Annotated in this window: 24 protein-coding genes and 1 pseudogene; 12 read left to right on the top strand and 13 right to left on the bottom strand. The window is 65.8% G+C overall.

Going from position 1 to position 21470, the window contains the following annotated elements:
- Positions 1–217, top strand: a pseudogene (locus CFP68_RS10470) (transposase); the annotation flags it as partial.
- A gap of 413 nt (positions 218–630) precedes the next feature.
- Here the strand turns inward: CFP68_RS10470 and CFP68_RS10480 are convergent.
- The 4 genes from CFP68_RS10480 to CFP68_RS10495 form a co-directional block, all read right to left on the bottom strand.
- On the bottom strand, positions 631–1377 hold the full coding sequence (locus CFP68_RS10480) for an amino acid ABC transporter ATP-binding protein (protein ID WP_099826889.1): 747 nt from the start codon (positions 1375–1377) through the stop codon (positions 631–633).
- Positions 1374–2048, bottom strand: a complete 675-nt coding sequence (locus tag CFP68_RS10485; RefSeq protein ID WP_099826890.1) for an amino acid ABC transporter permease — start codon at positions 2046–2048, stop codon at positions 1374–1376. The genes CFP68_RS10480 and CFP68_RS10485 overlap by 4 nt, the downstream gene beginning before the upstream one ends.
- Before the next feature lie 5 nt (positions 2049–2053).
- Positions 2054–2806 (bottom strand): amino acid ABC transporter substrate-binding protein, encoded by a 753-nt coding sequence (locus tag CFP68_RS10490; protein ID WP_099826891.1) that lies wholly within the window; start codon positions 2804–2806, stop codon positions 2054–2056.
- A 199-nt stretch (positions 2807–3005) separates the two neighbouring features.
- The gene (locus CFP68_RS10495; protein ID WP_099826892.1) at positions 3006–3914 is read right to left on the bottom strand and encodes a LysR family transcriptional regulator; all 909 of its coding nucleotides are present in this window, start codon (positions 3912–3914) and stop codon (positions 3006–3008) included.
- A 114-nt stretch (positions 3915–4028) separates the two neighbouring features.
- Here CFP68_RS10495 and CFP68_RS10500 point away from each other — a divergent pair, with 114 nt between their 5' ends.
- Both CFP68_RS10500 and CFP68_RS10505 read left to right on the top strand, forming a co-directional pair.
- Positions 4029–4460, top strand: a complete 432-nt coding sequence (locus CFP68_RS10500) for a DoxX family protein (protein WP_099826893.1) — start codon at positions 4029–4031, stop codon at positions 4458–4460.
- 124 nt (positions 4461–4584) lie between these two features.
- On the top strand, positions 4585–5145 hold the full coding sequence (locus tag CFP68_RS10505; RefSeq protein WP_099826894.1) for an NADPH-dependent FMN reductase: 561 nt from the start codon (positions 4585–4587) through the stop codon (positions 5143–5145).
- 341 nt (positions 5146–5486) lie between these two features.
- On the opposite strand, the gene CFP68_RS10510 is transcribed toward CFP68_RS10505, so the two are convergent.
- From CFP68_RS10510 to CFP68_RS10540, 7 genes are all read right to left on the bottom strand, one after another.
- A complete protein-coding gene (locus tag CFP68_RS10510) occupies positions 5487–6449 on the bottom strand; it encodes a pirin family protein (RefSeq protein ID WP_338152807.1) in 963 nt (320 codons plus the stop codon).
- Between the two features lie 53 nt (positions 6450–6502).
- Entirely contained in the window at positions 6503–6796 is a 294-nt protein-coding gene (locus tag CFP68_RS10515; RefSeq protein ID WP_099827105.1) for a GNAT family N-acetyltransferase, read from the bottom strand.
- A gap of 11 nt (positions 6797–6807) precedes the next feature.
- The gene (locus tag CFP68_RS10520; RefSeq protein WP_099826895.1) at positions 6808–7515 is read right to left on the bottom strand and encodes an alpha/beta hydrolase; all 708 of its coding nucleotides are present in this window, start codon (positions 7513–7515) and stop codon (positions 6808–6810) included.
- 110 nt (positions 7516–7625) lie between these two features.
- Positions 7626–8216 carry an NAD(P)H:quinone oxidoreductase type IV gene (wrbA, locus tag CFP68_RS10525; protein WP_099826896.1) on the bottom strand — a complete coding sequence of 197 codons (591 nt, stop codon included), beginning with the start codon at positions 8214–8216 and terminating at the stop codon, positions 7626–7628.
- A gap of 46 nt (positions 8217–8262) precedes the next feature.
- On the bottom strand, positions 8263–8670 hold the full coding sequence (locus CFP68_RS10530) for a DoxX family protein (RefSeq protein ID WP_099826897.1): 408 nt from the start codon (positions 8668–8670) through the stop codon (positions 8263–8265).
- 76 nt (positions 8671–8746) lie between these two features.
- Positions 8747–9679, bottom strand: coding sequence for a VOC family protein (locus CFP68_RS10535; protein WP_099826898.1), 933 nt, complete (start codon positions 9677–9679; stop codon positions 8747–8749).
- A gap of 238 nt (positions 9680–9917) precedes the next feature.
- Positions 9918–11150, bottom strand: coding sequence for an alpha-hydroxy-acid oxidizing protein (locus CFP68_RS10540; RefSeq protein ID WP_099826899.1), 1233 nt, complete (start codon positions 11148–11150; stop codon positions 9918–9920).
- A 205-nt stretch (positions 11151–11355) separates the two neighbouring features.
- Between CFP68_RS10540 and CFP68_RS10545 the strand changes: the two genes are divergently transcribed.
- Complete coding sequence (locus CFP68_RS10545) at positions 11356–12255, top strand: LysR family transcriptional regulator (protein ID WP_099826900.1); 900 nt, start codon at positions 11356–11358, stop codon at positions 12253–12255.
- A 27-nt stretch (positions 12256–12282) separates the two neighbouring features.
- Here CFP68_RS10545 and CFP68_RS10550 read toward each other — a convergent pair whose 3' ends face one another.
- Both CFP68_RS10550 and CFP68_RS10555 read right to left on the bottom strand, forming a co-directional pair.
- Positions 12283–13239 carry a DUF5996 family protein gene (locus CFP68_RS10550; RefSeq protein WP_099826901.1) on the bottom strand — a complete coding sequence of 319 codons (957 nt, stop codon included), beginning with the start codon at positions 13237–13239 and terminating at the stop codon, positions 12283–12285.
- Positions 13236–13862 carry a glutathione S-transferase family protein gene (locus CFP68_RS10555; protein ID WP_099826902.1) on the bottom strand — a complete coding sequence of 209 codons (627 nt, stop codon included), beginning with the start codon at positions 13860–13862 and terminating at the stop codon, positions 13236–13238. Before CFP68_RS10555 ends, CFP68_RS10550 begins: the two co-directional genes overlap by 4 nt.
- 339 nt (positions 13863–14201) lie before the next feature.
- Here CFP68_RS10555 and CFP68_RS10560 point away from each other — a divergent pair, with 339 nt between their 5' ends.
- The 8 genes from CFP68_RS10560 to CFP68_RS10595 all read left to right on the top strand — a co-directional run bounded on the left by CFP68_RS10560 (position 14202) and on the right by CFP68_RS10595 (position 21374).
- Positions 14202–14504 (top strand): urease subunit gamma, encoded by a 303-nt coding sequence (locus CFP68_RS10560; RefSeq protein WP_099826903.1) that lies wholly within the window; start codon positions 14202–14204, stop codon positions 14502–14504.
- Positions 14505–14737: 233 nt separating this feature from the next.
- Positions 14738–15058 carry an urease subunit beta gene (locus tag CFP68_RS18320; RefSeq protein WP_099827106.1) on the top strand — a complete coding sequence of 107 codons (321 nt, stop codon included), beginning with the start codon at positions 14738–14740 and terminating at the stop codon, positions 15056–15058.
- Positions 15045–16754 (top strand): urease subunit alpha, encoded by a 1710-nt coding sequence (locus tag CFP68_RS10570; protein WP_099826904.1) that lies wholly within the window; start codon positions 15045–15047, stop codon positions 16752–16754. The genes CFP68_RS18320 and CFP68_RS10570 overlap by 14 nt, the downstream gene beginning before the upstream one ends.
- 15 nt (positions 16755–16769) lie before the next feature.
- Positions 16770–17441, top strand: a complete 672-nt coding sequence (locus CFP68_RS10575; RefSeq protein WP_241524043.1) for an urease accessory protein UreF — start codon at positions 16770–16772, stop codon at positions 17439–17441.
- The gene (locus CFP68_RS10580) at positions 17419–18252 is read left to right on the top strand and encodes an urease accessory protein UreD (protein ID WP_099826906.1); all 834 of its coding nucleotides are present in this window, start codon (positions 17419–17421) and stop codon (positions 18250–18252) included. Before CFP68_RS10575 ends, CFP68_RS10580 begins: the two co-directional genes overlap by 23 nt.
- 18 nt (positions 18253–18270) lie before the next feature.
- Positions 18271–19011 carry an urease accessory protein UreG gene (gene ureG / locus CFP68_RS10585; protein ID WP_099826907.1) on the top strand — a complete coding sequence of 247 codons (741 nt, stop codon included), beginning with the start codon at positions 18271–18273 and terminating at the stop codon, positions 19009–19011.
- Positions 19012–19131: 120 nt separating this feature from the next.
- Positions 19132–19707 (top strand): HupE/UreJ family protein, encoded by a 576-nt coding sequence (locus CFP68_RS10590; protein ID WP_099826908.1) that lies wholly within the window; start codon positions 19132–19134, stop codon positions 19705–19707.
- 155 nt (positions 19708–19862) lie between these two features.
- Complete coding sequence (locus CFP68_RS10595; protein WP_206601907.1) at positions 19863–21374, top strand: MATE family efflux transporter; 1512 nt, start codon at positions 19863–19865, stop codon at positions 21372–21374.
- Positions 21375–21470: the final 96 nt, after the last annotated feature.

A 21470-nucleotide genomic window follows, 5' to 3' on the forward strand; every position in this document is an offset into this window, starting at 1 on the left:
CTGAAAAACAAGGGCATACGTGCCTGCATCCCTGGACGAAAACAGCGCAAGAAGCCTGTCCGATATGACAAGCGTCGGTACAAACGCCGCAACCGGATCGAGATCATGTTCGGCATGATTGAAGGACTGGCGACGGGTGGCAACCCGATACGACCGCTGTCCGAAGGTCTTTCTGTCGACCATCGCTCTCGCAGCACTTGTCATCTATTCGCTATGAGTCCTGACCCTAGAAGCGCCCTGAAAATTGGGCGCAATGTGAATTCTCGCCTCCGGGGCCAAACCCTTCTACCCGAAAATCGGTTAATTCGGAAAATGGATCCAATCTCACTGACCGTCTGACCAAGAGGGGCGTTTCTGCAAGGTGCCCAGATGGGCGCTTCGACAAGCCCAACCTCTTCCGCGTAGGCGCAACTCTTCTTCGCCCGTCACTTGCACGCGTGACGCTGCTCACCCCATGCTCACGGCAAAGCTCAGCCACGGGAACAGCGCCCTCCATCTGGCGCAGTAAGCCCATGATCTGCGCTTATGTGAATCGGGTATTCTTTATCGGAATCTCGTCGTTCATCCTGCCGAGAAAATTCCACTTCCGCATCCCCCAAGATCGGGGGCAATACCCGGGCCACGCGTTTGTCAGACGACGCGGCGCAGGAAAGCCTTGGTGCGTGGATCCTGCGGGTTTTCCAGCAGCTGTTTCGGCGGTCCCTGCTCGACGATCTGTCCGTCGGTCATGAACAGGATCCGGTCGGCAATCTCGCGGGCGAACTGCATTTCGTGCGTGACGATCAGCATGGTCTGGCGCCTCTCGGCCACCCGCCGCATCAGGTCGAGAACCTCGCCGACCCATTCGGGGTCGAGCGCCGAGGTCGGTTCGTCGAACAGCATCAGCTCGGCCTCCAGCGCCATGGCGCGACCGATCCCGACGCGCTGCTGCTGCCCGCCCGACAGGGCGGCGGGATAGGCATCCGCCCGCTCGGTCAGGCCGGTTTCGCGCAGGATCGCCTCGGCGCGGGCATTGGCCTCGGCCTTTGACTGTCCCTTCACCGTGACAAGCGGCTGGGTGATATTCTCGCGTGCCGTCTTGTTGGCGAAAAGCGCATAGTTCTGAAAAACGAACGCGGTCCGCCTGCGCAGCGCCAGGATCTCGGCGCGCGATGCGGTCGTCGCGTCGACGGTCAGATCGCCCACCCGGATCAGTCCCCTGTCGGGGCGGTCGAGAAAATTCAGGCAGCGCAGCAATGTCGACTTGCCGGTGCCCGAAGGCCCGATCACGACGATCCGTTCGCCCGGCGCGATCTCGAGCGAGATGTTGTCGAGGACCGTCGTATCACCGAACGCCTTGCTCAGCCCGGTGACGGAAATGCCGGAACGCGATGTCATCTTGCGTGCGCCTTGTTCAGGTGGATCTCCAGCCGGCGCTGCAGGAAGGCCAGCGCCTCGACCATGATCCAGTAGATCATGGCGACGACGAGGAACGCCTCGAAATACAGGAAACTGCCGGCGGCTTCCTTCTGCGTCGCGCCCATCAGCTCGGTCACGCCCAGCGTGAAGGCCAGCGACGTTCCCTTGATCATGTCGATGAAGTAATTGACCAGCGTCGGCGCCGCGACGCGTGCCGCTTGGGGCAGGATGATCTGCGACATCATCTGGACCTGGGTCATGCCGACGGCCTGGGACGCCTCCCACTGGCTGCGGTCGACACCGAGGATCGCGGCGCGGATGCTTTCGGCCATGTAGGCCGAAAAATGAAGCGTCAGCCCCATGATCGTCGCGGTCACACCGTTGATGTTCGTCAGGAACGACAGCACTTGCGGCAGGCCGTAATAGAACAGGAACAACTGCACCAGCAGGGGCGTGCCGCGGAAAAAGCTGATGAACAGCCGGACGAAAACGTCCAGCACCGGCACGCGGAACACCCGCTCGACCGCCATGACCGACGCCAGCACCAGAGCGAAGGCCATGCCGACCAGCGCCATGAACAACGTCAGGGGAACATACCCCAGAAGGACGGGCACCAGATTCCACATGTATTCCAGATCGAGTGCCCGCATCTTCTCTACTCGGCTACCGTGATGTCGCTACCGAACCATTTTTCCGAGATGTCCGCCAGCGTGCCGTTTTCCTTCAGCGTCGTGATGGCGGCGTCGATCCGGTCCCGCAGGGCCTTGCCCTCGGCGTCGTCGCGAAACGGGAACGCATTACGGATCTCGCTGAAGGGCTTGCCCGCCAGCGCTAGGGGCAGCGGGCTTTCGGCGATCAGCTGGACCGACGACACGCGGTCCATGACGAAGGCGTCGACCCGGCCCAGCGCGGTATCCTGGGCGATGTTGCTTTCATAGGTGCGAATGTCGATCTGACCGGCGTTCGGCAGCTCGTTCAGCAATTCCTCGAAGTTCGATCCCAAGTTCACCGCCACGGTCTTGCCGCTCAGGTCTTCGACACCGGTGATCGTGCTTTCGTTGCCCGCCTTGACCACCACCTGCGCACCATCAAAGACATAGGGCTGGGAAAAGGCGAATTTCGCCTCGCGCTCGGGCGTGATGGTGATCTGGTTCGCGATCGTGTCGATCCGACCGGAGTCGAGCGCACCGACGAGCCCGGAAAACGACATCGTGACGAAATTGACCTCGTCACCGGTTTCGGCGGCGATGGCATTGATGACATCGACCTCGAAGCCCTGAAGTTCGTCCAGCTTCACGAAGGTGAAAGGGAAATATCCCCCCGACATGCCCACGTTCAGCGTCTCGGCCTGGGCCGTGCCGAAGGTGGTTGCAAGGATGAGGGACGTGATGGCGATGGTTTTCTTCATGATAAACTCCGTCGGTTCGCGAGAACATCTAACAATGGCGAAATGGGCGTCAATGACCGCCGGCAAACCAAGTCTGTTATGCCGGGTTTCACGGCGCAACCGGAACGTTGTTCCCATGAACGTCCGTTCCGCAGGACGTCATCAGCCATCCCCGGCCAAGGTTCCGGCAAAAGGCGGCGGTTTGTTCCCGCGGCGCGGTCTAGCCACGCTCCCACGGGAAATCGCTGGCCGTCTTGACCAGATGATCGACGAACAGCCGCAGGCGGGCCGGCTGATAGCGGTTCGGGCGGAACAGCACGTGAATATCCCGTTCCGGCCAGGTCAGGTGATCGGGCAGAAGGTGTTGCAGTCGGCCCGCCTGAAGATGGTCGGCGACATAGAACACCGGCAGGATCGCGATGCCGATCCCTTCAAGCGCGGCGCGACACAACATGTCACCCGAATCCGACCGCAGCGATCCACCGAGCGACACGCGCCCCACCTGCCCCGCCGGCGTTCGATAGCGCCATTCATGGGCGGCGCCGTTGCCCGAATAGGCCAGAACGTCGTGCGCGGCCAGATCGCCGGGCGTTTCGGGCAGGCCGTGGCGGTCGATATAACCGGCGCTGGCGCACAGCATGAAGGGACATGACGCCAGCCGCCGGGTCATCAGCGATGAATCGGCAAGCGATCCGATCCGCACCACGACGTCATAGCCATCGTTCACCGGGTCGATGAACCGGTCGTTCAGGCTGACGTCCAGCGCCACATGCGGATACGCCCGCGCGAACCGCGCCGCGCATCCGGTCAGATATTTCACCCCCAGGCTTTGCGGCAGGCTGACCCGCAGCGGCCCGCGGGGGTGCGCCTTCAGCGCGTGGATCTCCTCTTCGGCCTCCCTCAGGTCGCCAAGCGCCCGCTTTGCCCGTTCGAAATAGATCGCGCCCTCTTCGGTGACGGCGACATGGCGGGTGGTGCGGTTCAGCAACTTGACCCTCAGGTGTTGTTCAAGGTTCTGAACCTGCTTGGAAACGGCCGAACTGGTCATGCCCAGCCGCCGCGCCGCGCCGGCAAAGCTCTGTTGCTGAACCACTTCGACGAAGATGCCGATACGGGTGGTCTGATCCATTGACTATCAACCTGATGGAATGAGTGATGTGCCATATCACCGTATTATCAATTCGATCGCAATGCTCGATATACCCACCAGAGACACAACCGACCCAATCCCTGGAGACAGACAATGACCTTCGAAACCAACACCAACGTCGGCGCAACCCTCACCCGGGTGTCGCTGGGCACGATCCTTCTGGCGCACGGCCTGCCCAAGCTGCTGGTGTTCACGGTGCCCGGCACCGTCGCATTCTTTGCCAGCCTCGGGTTGCCGGCAATCGCCGCCTACCTGACCATCTTTGCCGAGGTCGTCGGCGGCGTGGCGATCATCGCCGGGCTCTACACCCGCCTCGCCGCGATCCTGTCGCTGCCGGTTCTCATCGGCTCGCTCTGGGCGCATGCCGGCAATGACTGGCTGTTCAGCGCCGAAGGCGGCGGCTGGGAATTCCCCGCGCTGCTGGTCGCCTTGGCCGTCGCCGTGGCCGTTCAGGGCGGTGGCGCCTTTGCCCTGCGCCGCCTGCCGGTCCTCGACGCCTACATCCCGCAGGCGCTGAAGGCCTGAGCCGACCACGAAGAGATGCCGCGACCCGGCATCTCTTCTTTGTTTGCCCATCCCGCCGCCGGCCGAAACATGCGACAAACACGACCTGGCCTGACGGCCGCCCAACATCTGGAGTGGAGAGAACATGACCCGAATTCTTGGAGTGTCCGGTAGCCTGCGGCGCGCTTCGTTCAACACGGCGCTGCTGCGCACGGCGCAGGGGCTCATGCCAGCGGACAGCACCCTGATCGAAGGCAGCATCGCGGGCATCCCGCTTTATGATGCGGACGAAGAACAGGCCAGCGGCCTGCCCGATGCGGTCACGACGCTGAAGGCACAGATCGAAGACGCCGACGGGCTTTTGCTGTTCTCGCCGGAATACAACAACTCGATCCCCGGCGTCTTCAAGAACGCGATCGACTGGACCAGTCGCCCGGCGGGTGACATCCCGCGGGTGTTCGGCGGCAAGCCGGTTGCGGTTCTGGGCGCATCTCCGGGCAGTTTCGGCACGATACTGGCACAGGACGCCTGGCTTCCGGTGCTGCGGACGCTTGGAACCCGGCCCTGGTGGTCGGGGCGGCTGATGGTCGGACGGGCCGGAGAGGTGTTCGACGGCCAGGGTCAGATGACGGATGAACGCACACGCCAACGCCTGCAGACGCTTCTTGCGGGTTTCGTGGCGTTCGCCGCCGGGCAGACCGATTGAAGGAAGCGCCCCTCGGCCACGGCCAAGGGGCGTTGCGAACCGCGCCCGGTTCAGGCGTCGGGTCGCGGCCCCCTTATCCATCCCGACCCGCGCGGAATGGAACGTCGACATGCCTATCTTCCGTGCAATGCGCGGAACCTGTTCAACCCGATATCTTGTCACCACGTATGATGCGTGCACGATGGCTTGTCCGACGCCGAAGGTTCATGCGGGATGGATGCCCCAGCGTGCCCTGAACCCCGGACCGTGAAGCCCTTCGGCTGAACCCGCCGCAGCCCCGCGACGCCGGCAGGCTGCTCAAGACGCGGGCGGGGATCGCCCGCCCGCGCATCGCCGCGATGTCAGGGATAATGCACGCCGCCTTCGGCGCGGCGCGGTTCGGTGTTGTCCTCGGGCAGCGGGATGAACTCCTCCTCGTCGCCGGGCACGGTTTCAAACCGGCCGAGGGCCCATTCCTCCTTGGCCTGCTCGATCCGCTCGCGGCGCGAGGATACGAAGTTCCACCAGATATACCGCGGGCCTTCCATCGGCGCGCCGCCGAACAGCATGAAGCGCGCGTGGTCGCCGGTGCCGTCGTCCACCGCCTTGACCACGATCTCGTCACCGGGGCGCAACACCAACAATTCGCCGGGCTTGAACGTGTCGCCCGCCACTTCGATCTGTCCGTGAATGGTATAGATCGCGCGTTCTTCGGTATTGGCCGCGATCGGCGCACGGGCCCCGGGGGCCAGCGTCACATCACCATAGAGCGTGTCGGACGCCGTGTTGAGCGGCGAGGTCGCGCCAAAGGCCGAACCCGCAATCAGCCGCGCCTTCAGCCCCTCGGCCTCGACCACGGGCAGGTCAGTCTTGCCGTGGTGCATGAAGGCCGGATCGGATTCCTCATCGTCCTCCGGCAGGGCCATCCAGGTCTGGATGCCGAACAGGCGCTGTCCGGTCCGCAACCGTTCGGGCGCGGTCCGCTCGGAATGCACGATGCCCTTGCCCGCCTTCATCCAGTTCACCGCCCCCGGCTCGATCGCCAGATCGGTGCCCAGGCTGTCGCGGTGGTGAATCTGCCCCTCGAACAGATAGGTCAGCGTGGCAAGGTTGATATGCGGATGCGGCCGCACGTCGATGCCTTCATTGGTCAGGAATTCCGCCGGCCCCATCTGGTCGAAAAAGATGAAGGGGCCCACCATCTGGCGTTTCTTCGACGGCAGCGCTCGGCGCACCTCCATCTCGCCCAGATCGACCGCGCGCGGCACGATCAGGGCGAGATGGCGTCCGTGCTTGCACGGTCGCCGGGAACGGGGTCGGGGCAAGGGCTCCAGCTCATGGTCTCGGTCCTTTCTGATTGATGGCGGATGTGCGCGCGTCAGCCGCCCAACACGTCCTGCCATTCGGGGTGTCGTGCGATCTGCGCCTTGGCGAAGGGGCACAGCGGCACGATCTTGCGCTTCTCGGCGCGGGCATCCTCGACCCCGCGGCGCACCAGCGCCTGGCCGACGCCGCGCCCGCGCAGGGCATCGGGCACGCCGGTGTGATCGATGATGATCGTCGTGGCACCGGCGCGCGAATAGGTCATCTCGGCCTCGTGGCCGTCCACCACGGTGCTATAGCGCCCCTTGGTCTCGCCCTCTTCGCGGGTGATCTCGAACGTGTCGTCCATCGGTTGCTCCTTCATGAATTGTCGCCAAGAATCCGGCGCAGCCAGGCGACCTCGTCCGCGACGATGCCATGGCCGGCGCCGGGAATCACCTGGGTTTCCACCCGCGCGCCCATGTCTTGCAGCACCTCGGCGCTTTTGCGGACGCGGGCCAGGGGAATGTGCGGATCACGCTCGTGACACCCCAGCAGGACCGGCACACCGTCCAGCCGGCCGTCATAGTCGAAACGCTTGTCGCGGCGGCCATAGAGATCGTCGCGCGGCGCATCATCCGTCTCGCCCGTGCCGACCAGACCACCCGAAAGCGCCGTGATGGCGCGGAACGGACGGGCCAGCCGGGCCGCCGCCTCGACGGCAAGGCAGGCGCCCTGGCTGAAACCCACCAGCGCGACACGCTCGGGACCGAAGCCCGCGGCCTGCAGGTCGTCCAGCAACGCCTCGACGACGCTCAGCCCGCTGCCGAGTCCCGGTTCGTTGGCGGCAAGCGGCGCAAGGAACGAATCCGGCCACCACGACCGGCCGCCCGCCTCGGGCGCCAGCACCGCAAGATCCGGCAGGGCCAGATGGTCGGCAAGGCCGATCATGTCCTCGGGGCTGCCGCCCCGGCCATGGATCATGACCACCGCCAGCCGCGCGCCGGCTGGCGGCGCACCGGCCGAGATCAGCCGCTGCCCCCCGTGGGGGCCGGTGCCGGACGTGCGCGGCTTTATCGCGGCGCTCATGCCGGCACACGGCGGGCTGGCCGCACCGGCAGGCGCGGGTTGGACCGGTCATCTTGGGGCATCATGTCGGTGTCTCCTTTCACGGGGTGTCGTGGTGCGCCGGCGGGACGTCAGGCCAGCTTTGCGGCCACATCGACCAGACGCCGCGCCTGGTGGGCAATCGCCGATCTCGCATCGTCGGTGAACTCGGCCCCTTGCGTGTGGCTATAGCCATAGGGGTTGCCGCCGGTCTTGAAGATCACCTCGTCAGTATAACCCGGCGCCACGACGATACCGCCCCAGTGCATGACGGTGGTGTAGAGCGACTGCAACGTCGTCTCCTGCCCGCCGTGGGTATTCTGGGCCGAGGTCATGGCCGTGACCGGCTTGTTCGCCAAGCCGCCCTTGCCCCAAACCCCACCGAGGGTGTCGATGAACGCCCGCATCTGGCTGGCCATGACGCCGAACCTGGTGCCGCACGAGATCAGATAGGCATTGGCCCATTCCATGTCCTCGACGCTGGCCTCGGGAATGTCACGGGTCGCTTCGGCATGGGCCTTCCAGGCGTCCTGGCTGTTGACCGCGGCATCGGGCGCCGTCTCGGGCGCCTTCAACAGACGCACCTCGGCGCCCGCGGCCCGTGCCGCATCGGCGGCGATGGTGGCCATCTGGTGGTTGGTGCCATAGCTGGAATAATAGACGATCGCGAGCTTGACGGTCATTGTCGGTCTCCGTTCAAATGGGTTTGATCAAGGGTGGCAGTCGGGGTCAAACGTTGCCCGTTGCCGCGATGTTCCGCCGCGCATCGAGGCTCCAGGGTCCGGGGCCGGCGAAAACGATGTAGAAAAACACGAAACAGAACAGGATCGCCCCGGCACCGTCATTGATCGAGGGAAAGAAGCTGCGCGGTGCATGTGCGACGAAATAGGCGGTCGCCATGGTGCCGGATGCGACAAGGGCGGCGGGCCGTGTGAACAGCCCCAGGGCCAGCAGCGCACCGGTAACAAGCTCGATCACGCCCGCACTCCACGACAACGAAAGCACTTCGGGCGTGCGGCCCGCAGGAAAGCCGAGAATTTTCTCGGTGCCATAGCACAGGAAGGTCAATCCCGCAGCGATGCGCAAGACGCTCAGCATGCGCGGCGCCCAGGTGGTCTGAAGCTGGTCGGTGTTCATCGCATTGTCCTTTCGGTTTCGCCATCATCCGAATGGTCCCCGCCCACACGATGGGCCGCGGGCGGGGATTGTCGGTTCAATCGGCAAGGGCCATCAACGACTGCTCGAGCTGCGGGCGCAGGTGGGCGTGTTGCGCAGGCAGTTTCAGCGCGCGGCCGAGGTGGGCCAGATCCTCGTCCCGCTCGAAGCCCGGCTCGTTCGTGGCGATCTCGAACAGGATGCCGCCGGGCGTGCGGAAGTAGATCGCCCAGAAATAATCGCGGTCGATGACCGGCGTGACATGGGCGCCCGCTTCGATCAACGCCTTGCGCACTTCGGCCTGGGCCTCGCGGTTTTCGACCGCAAAAGCGACATGGTGCACCGATCCGGCCCCTTCGCGCGCCCGCCCAACGTCGGGAAGCGCCTCGAGATCGACGACATCGGCACCGTTGCCGTTGTCCAGGGCCATGCGGATCAACGCCCCCTCGCGCGCAATCTCGCGGTAGCCCATGAAGCTCAGCAGGCGGGCCGTCGCATCGGCCTCGCGCAGGCGCATGGTCACACCGCGAAAGCCGCGAATGCCCAGATCCGCCGGCACCGGACCGTCGGCGTAAGGCGCGCGCGTGTCGCCCGGAACCTCGACCAGGGCAAAACCGTCGCCGTCCGGCCCCTCGAAGCGCAAGCGCTTCTCGCCGAACTGCTCCACCTCCTCGAGGCCGCCGACCGCCGCCGCGGCAAGGCGTTCACGCCAGTAGTCGAGCGTATCCACCGGCACGGCAAAGGCCGTCTCGGCCACCTCGCCCGTGCCCCGTTGACCCTTCACGATGTGCGGGAATGGAAAATAGGTCATCACCGATCCCGGCGTGCCCGCCTCGTCCCCGTAATACAGGTGATAGACGTCGGGCGCGTCGAAATTGACGGTCTTCTTGACCCGCCGCATGCCGAGCAGCTTGGTGAAGAAATCGCTGTTCTGCTGCGCATCCGCCGCCAGCGACGTGACATGGTGCAGGCCTTTGATCTGGGTAAGCATACTGCATTCCTTTGTGACTGATCTTGCTTGACCCCGAACATAAGGGCCAAGATTATTCTTCGGAACGGCGATAATGTTGCATTGACTATTGCAATATTTGCAACGTCGATCCTGCGCGACCCGAACGACAATCGGCCCGCAGCGATGACACTGCGGGCCGAGAAACCTGGCCGGACTTGTCACAACCCACCAAGCGGCCGCCGCAGCACGCGGTGGCCCGTGGCGGTCGCGGCTTGCCTCAACCCTCCTGCATCCGGGCACTCGGACCGGTGACCGAGATATACGAATCCGTCAGATCGGCGACCGAGCGGGCGCCGGTCAGCAACATGTCCGAGCGCAATTCGGCCGCCAGCGCCTCAAGCACCGATTGCACGCCCTGCGCGCCCCCGACACCCAATCCATACATCACCGGACGGCCCACGGCCACGCAGGTGGCACCCATCGAAAGCGCGCGGATCACGTCGATCCCGCGACGGATGCCGCTGTCCATGATGATCGGCACGCGGCCGTTCACGGCCTTCGCAACCAGCGGCAGCACGCTGATGGCGGCGGGAACCCCGTCGATCTGGCGTCCGCCGTGGTTGGACACCTGGATGGCGTCGGCCCCGGCCGCGATGATCGGGTCCACATCCTCGGCGCGCAGGATGCCCTTGACGATCACCGGCAGGCCGGTTTCGTTCTTGATCATCCGGATGTCGGCTGGCGTCAGGTCGGCCTTCTGGGCAAAGAAATCGCCCGTGCCGCCGCGCGCCGGATCGTGGTTGCCAAAGGACGCATCGGGGCGGAACGGGGCACCCATGGCGCGGAACCGGTCAGGCATCCCCGGCCCAAGCGCATCGGCGGTCAGCACGATCGCGGAATAACCGGCGTTCTTCGCGCGGCGCAGCAGCGATTTGGTGACGGCTTCGTCTTGGTTGAAATAAAGCTGGAACCACTTCGGGCCGGTCGTGGCCGCGGCGATTTCCTCCAGCGTCCGGTTCGAGGCGCCCGATGAACAGTAAAGCGCCCCGGCCAATCCGGCACCGCGCGCGGTTGCAACCTCGCCTTCCTCGTGGACCATGCGATGTGCGCCCATGGGGGCCACGAAGAACGGAAACGGCATCTTCTGACCCAGGATCTCGACCGAAAGGTCAAGATCGGCGGGGCTGACCCCGGTCAGACGGTGCGTGATGATGCGAAAATCCTCCATCGCGCGTCGGTTCTCGCGCAGGGTCCATTCGTCGCCCTTGGCGCCGGTGACAAAGACGTATCCCGCTTCGGGAACGGCGGCTTCGAACGGCTCTTTCAAGCCCGGCAGGCTGATCACGTCGAGCCCCTTGTCGGCGGTCGACGCCCCATAGCTTGACGCGGCAGGTGTTGCGGTGGCGGTTTCTTCGGCGGTGGCGGACGTCTGGGCCAGGGTGGCGCCGGCAAAAGGCATCGTGCCGATGGCCGTCGCTGCGCTTCCCAGAAAGTTTCGGCGTGTCGTCATGTCATCTCCTCGGGGTTGATGGCTCTGGTTTGGCGGGCCGACCGTGACGCGATCGCGCAGCGCGGGCACGGCCGCGCCTTGATCGGAGCATGCAGAACGGGTTTGGTGACGGACCGTGCTGCACCGGAAACGTAGAAACATTTTTTAGGTCTGAAAACACATATAATGTTGCAATAACTATTGCGCCTGCTGCAATAGTGGCGCCATGGGAGAATTGGAATCCATTCGCGTCTTTCTTGCCGTGGCGAAACTGGAAAGTTTCGCCGGTGCCGCCCGACAGCTTGGCATGACGCCGGCGTCGGTGACGCGCACGGTCGCGGCGCTTGAAGACAGGTTGGGCCTGCAACTTCTGGTGCGCACGACGCGGCGGGTGTCGCTGACCTCGGCCGGGGCGCTTTATGCCGCGCGGGTCAGGCCGCTGGCGCAGGAAATGGCGCGCGCCGTCGAGGAAACGCGCGAGGCGCAGGGCATGACCGCCGGGCGCATCCGCATCAGCGCGCCCATGTCCCTGGGGCTAGAGGTGCTGCCCGCCGTCCTGTCGCAATTCGCCACCCTGCATCCGCAGACCCATGTCGCCGTCAACCTGTCGGACAGCTTTGTCGATATCCTCGAGGATGATTTCGATCTGGCGATCCGCGTGTCGGGGCCACCCGACGACAAGTCGACGATCTGGCGCAAGATCTGCCTGGTGCCGCGGGTTCTGGTGGGCGCCGCCGCATACATCGCGGCGCGGGGAATGCCGCAGACGCCCGACGACCTGGTCAACCATGACTGCCTCAGCTACGCGACCGATGCGCGCGACGAGGTCTGGGAGCTGTCCAAGGGCGCAACCCACCGCAGTCACACGGTCGAGGGCAGGTTCAGCGTCAACAATGGCGATTTGCTGGCAAAGCTGGCGCTGAACGGCGAAGGCATCGCCATGGTGCCCCGGTTCATCGTTCGCGGCGACCTCGAGGCCGGTCGCCTGGTCGAGGTGCTGGCAGACTGGAAAACTCCCGAAATCTGGCTGACGCTCTATTATCCGCCCTATGACCGGCTGCCGTTGCGGGTGGCGACCTTTTCGGATTTCTTCGAGGCGCATGTAAAGGAAACATGCGCCCTCTGAAGTTGGCGGATACGCCCGACCTTTAACCTAGCGCCCAAGCGGACGGGGAACGCGGGGTTCGCCCACTGCGCATTCCAGCGCGGCACGATCCCAATCGCCGGTCGTCGCGGCGGCCCGATAGGTCGATTGAAGGAACGACATCAACGTGGCCGCGGGATCGTCGCTGGTGATGACATCGCCGTAAGGCAGCAGGAACTCGCCCAACGTGTCGTCGAACCTTGCCCCCGCCGGTTCGACCGGCTGATCGGCAAAGCCATCGGGCCCGGGATAGGCATAGGAATAGAACATCGCCTCGTCCACGCCTACGCCGCCGGGCCAGAAACCGGCCGACGATACCTCGTGACTGTAAGCCTCTTGTGCGACGTCGTCGGGCAGGTTCGGGATACCGGCCGGATGCAGCGGTGCGGTGCGCCCGGAAAACCGCGTCACGGCCAGGTCGAACGACCCCCAGAACAGGTGCACCGGCGACACCTTACCGATGAACCCCGTGCGAAAGCGTTCGAACACCGGCACGATCCGCAGCAACGCGCCGTGAAAGCGTTCGACGGCGCCGGCGTCATAGGGCCGGCGCGCCGTATCCTCGGCAAAGGGCACCGGATCGACCACTTCGTTCGGGGCGCCATGGATATCGAACGTGCCGCCCGCGCCTTCGATGGCCTTGCGGGTGCGGGCGTGAAAGTCCGAAATGCCCATCGGTTCCAGGGCGAACGCCTCTTGCGCGCCACCGTCCGCCTCGACCACCAGGCGGTGATCGACAAGGTCAAGCGTGGCGGTGACGCAGCCGCCGGCCTCGTGAACGGGGCCGGTGGTCAACCCGCGCGGCGTGACATAGAGCGTGGCGTGCCACGAATGATTGACCCACGGCGTATGCGCCAAGCGGTATTTGCCCAGGATCTGCGTCCACAGATGCAGGGCGGTGCACGTTTCTGCCCAATCGGGATAGGGCAGCGATGGCCAGGGGGGTGCTGTGCGCGCGGCGCTCATCCGATCGGCTCCATGTCCTGACGATCCAGCGCCAGTTGCACGCCCGAATCCGCCTCCATGCGGGCGCGGTGCTTCTTCAGCGCGGGGTAATCGTCGATCGAGATCGGCGTCTGTTCGATCCAGCGCGACAGCACGTAGAGGAACGTATCCGCAAACGACCGTTTGCCCAAATACCATTCACCGCCATTGCCGGCCAGAACATCGTTCAGGTGCTTGTAATGGCTGGCGAGCTGTTCATAGGTCTTGCGCTTGACCTCTTCGATCGCACTGTCGCTTTCGGCCAAATTCTGCGGCCCGAAGTGGCCACCATAGGTCGCGTGCACCTCGGATGTCATGTAGGACAGCGCCTCGGCCTCCTTGCGGCCCAGCGCGGTGTCACGGCCAAAACCGCCACCGCCATGGGCCGCCCCCAGCCATGCCAGAATCGCCGACGCCTCGGTCAGGACATCACCGTCGTCGAACCTGAGCGCGGGCACCTTGCCCTTGGGGTTGATGGCCAGATACTCGGCTTTCTTGTGATCGCCGTAGGCCATCGCCTTCACCTCGACCGGCGCGTCGATCCATGCGACGGCAATGTTGGGGGCAAGCGAACAGGTTCCGGGCATCGTGTAAAGCGTTGTCATGAAATGGCCTCCTGGGTGCGAACGGTATCGCGTGAATGACTTGGCGCCGCCTCGGTGCGGGCGGACGATCAGAGGGCAAAACGATCCGCAGCGCGAAACGTTCCGGTCTGTCGCGCGACGCGGGTGCATCCGTCGGCCCGGTGGATCGCGCGCCGGCGCGGTGTCTGACGCAGGCGCCGTGCCCCGAAAACGCCCATGACCGTCTTTCCCCGTCGGTTTCGCCCATGCCCTGCGGCGCTTTTGCGGATAATCAACCGGGGCGCGCCCGATGGCGGGTGACACGCGGCCATCGATCTGCAAACATCGCGGGGAAGTTGTTCAACAGATCCGGGGACCTCCATGTTACTCAGCATGCACGAACAGGAACGGCTCATGGTCTATACGGCCGGCAAACTTGCGCTGGAACGCAAGGAGCGCGGCCTGAAACTGAACCTGCCCGAGGCGACCGCCTTGCTGACGTCCTATCTTCTTGAAGGGGCGCGCGACGGGAACACCGTGACCGACCTGATGGAATCGGGCCGCAACGTGCTGGGCCGCGAGGACGTGATGGAAGGCGTGCCGGAAATGATCGCGCAGATCCAGGTCGAAGCGACCTTTCCCGACGGCACCAAGCTTGTCACAGTGATGGAGCCGATCCGATGACCCTCAAGCTCAACCCCTTTGCCCAGCTGGTGTCCGACAACAAGGATGCCGCGAAGGCCAGGCACGTGTCCGACGATCCCGGCCGGGACTATGACCAGACCAGTTCGGATGCGCCCGAGCAGACCAAATCTTCGGGCGTCAGCGGCCCGAGCGCGCCGCGCCGCCCCGGTGGCGGCACACGCCAGGCGCCGCGCCGCCGGTCGGAAGAGGCGCTGGACGAAGCGCGCGATCCCCTGGTGCCCGGCGAGATCCTGTTCGGCGAAGGCGATGTCGTGATCAACGAGGGTCTCGAGGTGACGACCCTTCGCGTCGCCAACACCTCTGACCGGCCGATCCAGGTCGGCTCGCATTTCCATTTCGCCGAGGTGAACGCCGCGCTTGAATTCGACCGCGATGCGGCCTGGGGCAAGCGTTTGGCCGTGCTTTCGGGCGGGGCCGAGCGGTTTGAACCGGGCGCCGAGGCCGAGGTGGGCCTGGTGCCGATCCGGGGCAAACGCATCGTTCTGGGCCTGCGCGGTCTGTGCAAGGGAGAGCTCGACAATGCAAAAGGTTGATCGCCGCGAATACGTGGCCTCCTATGGCCCGACCAAGGGCGACCGCATCCGGCTGGCCGACACCTGCCTGACCATCGAGGTGGAAGAGGACCGCTCGGGCGGGGGCGACGAATCCGTCTTCGGCGGCGGCAAGTCGATCCGTGAATCCATGGGCCAATCGTCGCACACCCGCGCCGAAGGAACCCCCGACCTGGTCATCACCGGGGCGGTGATCCTAGACCACTGGGGTATCATCAAGGCCGACATCGGCATCCGCGACGGGCGCATCGTCGGCATCGGCAAGTCCGGCAACCCCGACACCATGGACGGCATCGACCCCGCCCTGGTCATCGGCCCCTCGACCGAGGTGATGGCCGGCAACGGGTTGATCGCCACGGCGGGCGCCATCGACACCCACGTGCATTTCGTCGGCCCGCAGATGTTGCAGGTGGCGCTGGCGTCGGGCGTCACCACCGTGACCGGCGGCGGCACCGGCCCGACCGAAGGGTTGAAGGCGACACTGGCCACGCCGGGCGCCTGGTGGATGGAGCGGATGCTGGAGGGGTTCGATCCCTGGCCGGTGAACGTGCTGTTCCTGGGCCGTGGCAACACCATGTCGAAGGAAGCGATGTGGGAGCAGTTGCGCGGCGGCGTCGGCGGCTTCAAGGTGCACGAGGACTGGGGCGCGACCCCCGCCGCCATCGACGCCTGCCTGTCGGTGGCCGAGGAATCGGGCGTGCAGGTGGCGATCCATTCGGACACCCTGAACGAGGCCGGGTTCGTCGAGGATCTGCTGCGTGCTGTCAACGGCCGCACGTTCCATGCCTTCCATACCGAAGGCGCGGGCGGCGGGCATGCGCCCGACATCATCTCGATCGCGGGGCAACGCAACGTGCTGCCAGCATCCACCAACCCGACGCGGCCCTTCACCCGCAACACCGTGGCCGAACATCTGGACATGGTGATGGTCGCTCACCACCTGAACCCCCAGGTCCCGAACGACCTGGCCTTTGCCGAAAGCCGCGTGCGGGCCGGCACCATCGCCGCCGAGGATATCCTTCAGGACATGGGGGCCATTTCGATCATGTCGTCGGACGCCCAGGCCATGGGACGGATCGGCGAAACCGTCATGCGCACCTGGCAGACCGCGCACCAGATGAAGAAACTGCGCGGCTCGGTCCCCGGCGACAACCGCGCCGACAACCATCGCGCCCGCCGCTACGTGGCCAAATACACGATCTGCCCCGCCGTGGCCCACGGCATGGAGCGCGAGATCGGGTCCATCGAAGTCGGCAAGAAGGCCGACATCGTGATGTGGCAACCGGCGTTGTTCGGGGTGCGCCCGCACACGGTGTTCACCGGCGGCATGGTGGCGACGGCGGCGCTGGGCGATCCCAACGCCTCGATCCCGACACCGCAGCCGGTGATGGAGCGAACCGGCTTCAACGTCCATTCCCCGGCGTCGGGCGCGACCAGCTTGGCCTTCGTGTCGCAGGCGGCCATCGACGACGGCCTGGCCGACCGGATCAACACGCGCCGCAAGTTCGTCGCCATCGAGAACACGCGCGGCCGCGGTAAGGAGGACATGCCCGAAAACACCGCCCTGCCGAGGATCGAGGTCGACCCCGACACCTATTCGGTGAAGATCGACGGCGAGATCGCCGATCACGAGCCTGCGACCGAAGTGCCGATGGCGCAACGCTACTTCCTGTTCTGAATGGAGCAGATCGGGTTGGGACAACAGGCGGCGCTTCTGCTGCTGGCGGACGGTCGTCTGCCGGCGGGCGGCTATGCCCATTCCGGCGGTCTGGAACCGGCGGTGCGGGCGGGGCGCGTCACGGATATGGCGGGGCTCGAGGCGTTCCTGATCGGGCGCGCCGCAACCGCCGGGCTGATCGCGGCGGCATTCGCGGCGGTGGCCTGTCAGCGGATGGCACGCGGTGACCTGACGGACCTCGACGCCCTCGAAACCGAGCTGGACGCGCGGATCCCCTCGCCCGAGTTGCGCAAGGTCTCGCGCGATCTGGGGCGCCAGTTGCGCCGCGCGATGCAGGCGATCCACCCCCATGGGATTTACGCGAAACTTGGCCCCGCGCCACACCAGCCGATCGTCATGGGGGTCGCGGCGGCCGTGCTGGGCCTGGATCCGCATCGCGCGGCCCTGGCGATCCTGCACGAGAACAACGCCGGTGCTGCGGCGGCGGCGGCCAAGGTGATGCGTGTCGATCCGTTCGATGTGCATGCCATCCTGGCGCGGATGACCGCGCAGCTCGACCACTTGGCGCGCAGCGCCGCGCAGGCGGCGGACGGCCCGCTTGCCGACCTGCCCGCCCCCGGCGCGCCACTGTCCGATATCGCCGCCGAACACCACCGGAGGTCCGATGTCCGGCTCTTTGCATCCTGACACGGCGGTGAAGTCCACCGGAGCGATGTTCGCCCATGCGGTCCTGGCCTGCGCGCTTTCGCACGACGGGCGCAAATCGGTCGTCAGCACCCTGCGCTCGGACGGGCCGCTGGTGCTGCGCCAGTGCAACCCGAAGGGGCCCGAACCGCTGATCCACAAACGCCGCGACATCGCGCGGGCGTCACTGGCGGCAGGCACCGCGGGGCCGATCGGCGGCGATCGCTATGCCCTGGATGTGCATGTCGGCGCCGGCAGCACCCTGGTGCTGAACGAAGTGTCGGCCATGCTGGTTTTGCCGGGTGTTGGGGGCGGGCAGTCGCGGATGTCGATCACCATCACCGTCGAGGCGGGCGCCACCTTCGTGTGGTGGGCGGAACCGATCATCGCCGCCCATCGCTGCAACCACCGCCACGACGTGCGCATCGCGCTGGCCGACGACGCACGTCTTGTCCTGCGCGAGGAAATGCTGCTGGGCCGGCACGGCGAGACGCCGGGCGATTTCACCAGCCGCCTGCGCATCACCCGCGGGGGTTCGGCGTTGTACGACCAACAGCTCGGCTTCGGCCCCTCGGCGGCGGGCTGGAACAGCGCGGCCGTGCTGGGGGGCAGGCGCGCGGTCGGCTCGATCATCGCGGTCGAACCCGACTGGGTGCAGACGCCGCCCGCGGCCCTGCCCTATGACACGCACGCCGCCCTGACACCCCTTGCCGGACCGGGCGTCGCGATCGGCGCGGTCGCCCGGGACAGCCTGGATTTGCGCCGCCTGCTGACGCAGGGATTGAACACACTCGGCCCGCCCTGGGCGATCTGACATCAAGGAGATCACGACATGACCGACACCATCAACCAGCCCGGTGCGCGATCCTTGCGGTTGGGCGTTGCCGGCCCCGTGGGCACCGGCAAAAGCTCGGTGATTGCCGCCATCTGCCGCAACCTGCGCGACGAATTCCAGCTCGGCGTCATCACCAACGACATCTACACGGACGAGGACGCGCGGTTCCTGAAATCCGCGGGCGTCCTGCCCGAGGAACGCATCCGCGCGGTCGAGACCGGATCCTGTCCGCACACCGCGATCCGCGACGACGTGACCATGAACCTGATCGCGGTCGAGGACATGGAGCGGGACTTTGCCCCGCTCGACATCGTTCTGGTGGAAAGCGGTGGCGACAACCTGACGGCAACCTTTTCACCGGCGCTGGTCGATGCGCAACTGTTCGTGCTGGACGTGGCCGGCGGCGGCGATGTGGCGCGCAAGGGCGGGCCGGGCATCAGCGGCGCGGATCTGCTGGTGATCAACAAGATCGATCTCGGCGAACACGTCGACGTCGATGTCGACCGGATGGTCGCCGAGGCGCAGGAGGCGCGCAATGGCGGGCCCGTTCTTGCGCTGTCACGCAAGCGCCCCGAGACGGTCGAGAAACTGTGCGACTGGGTGCGTCAGATGCAAAGGACCTATGCCGCCGGTGGCCACATCCCCAAGGATCCCGGCCCCATGGCGCCGCACCATCACGCCCACGACGATGACCACAGGCACGGTCATGGCCATGGGCACGGACATTCACACGACTGACCCGTCCCGGCACCGTCGGTGCGGTTGCATGATCGCGCCGATGCGGCCAATGATATCCGCTGATGCAAACAAATCCGCCCGCGGGAACTGTCCGATGGCGCGTTGTGAAGGAGACAGGAAATGAAACGGATTATCGCAGCCACGATGCTGTCGCTCGGTGCCACGCCGGTGCTGGCCCATCTCGATCCCGGCCAGCACGGATCCCTTGCCGCCGGCCTGTCGCATCCGGTCTTCGGCCTCGACCACATCCTGGCAATGATCGCGGTCGGGCTTTGGGCCGCGGTGCTGGGGGGGCGCGCCGTCTGGACGCTTCCGGTCGCCTTTGTCGGCGCGATGATGGCCGGGTTCGTCCTTGCCGTGTCGGGTTACGCGCTGCCGCTGGTCGAGCCGATGATCCTGGTGTCGGTCCTCGCGCTGGGTCTGGCGGTTGCGCTGTCGCTGCGTCTTCCGGTTTCGGCGGCGGCGGGCATCGTCGGCGTATTCGCCCTGTTCCACGGCCATGCCCACGGCGGCGAGCTGGGCGCGGCCACGGCGCTGACCTTCGGGGCCGGTTTCGCGATCTCGACCGCTTTCCTGCACGGTGTCGGCGTTGTCATAGCGCTGGCGGCGGGCCGTGCGCTGAGCGGATCGAAGATCATCAAGGGGCTGGGCTGGGCGACAGCCCTCGGCGGCGCCTGGGTCATCGTCGGCGGCTGACCACGCACCGAAACACCGGCGGGCGCGACGCATCGACATGCGCCCGCCGGACGTGGGGCAACCGCCCGTTCCAAAGGCTGATTGATCGGCCTGGGCAGACCCACGGAACGGCAAGCGGTTTCAGGGCGTTCCATTGATAGTGCAAGGGGCCCTGCGTGAGCGATACCGGTATTCCCGCCAAGAACCGCCGCGATCTGACCCAGGGCTCGATTGCCCTGACCATGATCCTGTTCGCGCTGCCGACGCTGGGGTCGTCGGCGTTGCAATCGCTGAACGGGTCGATCAATGCCGTCTGGGTGGGCCGCGTTCTGGGGGAGGAGGCGCTGGCCGCCACCGCGAACGGCAACATCCTGATGTTCCTGCTGGTGTCCTTCGTCTTCGGCTTCGGCATGGCCTCGACGATCCTGATCGGTCAGGCGGTGGGCGGACGCGACGCCGATCTGGCGCGGCGCACCATGGGCACCGCCTTGGGCAGCATCATACCGCTGAGCATCCTCGTCGCCGCCGGCGGCTGGCTGTTCGCGCCGACGCTTCTGGCCCTGCTGGGCACGCCGGCAAGCGCGGCCAACCTTGCCCTGACCTATCTGCGCATGATCTTCATCGCGATGCCCGCCACGCTGACGTTCACGCTGTTCATGATGGCATTGCGCGGCACGGGCGATTCCATGACGCCGCTGTGGTTCATGGTCGTGTCGGTGACGATCGATCTGGTCCTGACGCCGACGCTGATCCTGGGGCTGGGCCCGTTTCCGCAATGGGGCATATTCGGATCGGCCTTCGCGACGGCCACCGCGAACACGCTGGCGCTGATCGGAATGATCGTGACGATCTATCTGCGGGGGTCCGTCCTGGCCCTGCGCGGTGGCGATCTGCGCTATCTGCGCGCGGATCGCGCGATCCTGCTGTCGATGATCGCCAAGGGCGTGCCGATGGGTCTTCAGATGATCGTCATCTCGTCGGCGGCGCTGACCATGCTGTCGCTGATCAACCGCGAGGGCGTGCAGACGACGGCGGCCTATGGCGCGACCCAGCAGTTGTGGACCTATGTGCAGATGCCCGCCATGGCGCTCAGCGCTGCGGCAAGCGCGATGGCGGCGCAGAACATCGGCGCCGGGAAATGGGAGCGCGTCTCGCGGATCACCCGGTGGGGGTTGGTTTTCAACCTTGCGCTGACCGGAACGGTGATCACGCTGCTTGCGATCTTCGACGAGAGCGTGCTTGGCCTGTTCCTGGGTCGCGACAGCCCGGCGGTTCCGATCGGCGCGCGGATCCAGATCCTGGCCACCTGGGGGTATCTGTTCTTCGGCGTGGCACAGGTGCTGTTCGGGACGATGCGCGCGAACGGCTATGTCGTGGGGCCACTGATCGTGATGGTGATCTCGATGTATCCGGTGCGCCTGGGCTTTGCGTTCGGGTTCTATCCGTTGCTGGGGGCCGATGCGCTGTGGCTGTCGTTTCCGGCGGGCATGGTGGCGACGGCCGTGATGGGGGCGGGCCTGTATCTGCACGGGCGATGGCGCCGGGGCAAGATGCTGCCGCCTCGGGAAGCGGCGCAACGTACCGAAGGCTATCGCGCCCAGGCCGGCACCTGCGCCTCGTGCAGCGACCTTGCTCCGACAACGGCGTGGGAGCCTGCAGCGGACCGCCGCCAGCCCAACGCCGCCTGAGCGGGGTTTCGCCCTTCGGGGCGCCGGCGCCGGCCCGACCTCGCGGCGGGTGGGGTTAACCTGTATCAACGCATCGGACACCGGGATGTGTGAAAC

Source organism: Oceaniglobus indicus (assembly GCF_002751875.1).
GTDB classification, from domain to species: domain Bacteria; phylum Pseudomonadota; class Alphaproteobacteria; order Rhodobacterales; family Rhodobacteraceae; genus Oceaniglobus; species Oceaniglobus indicus.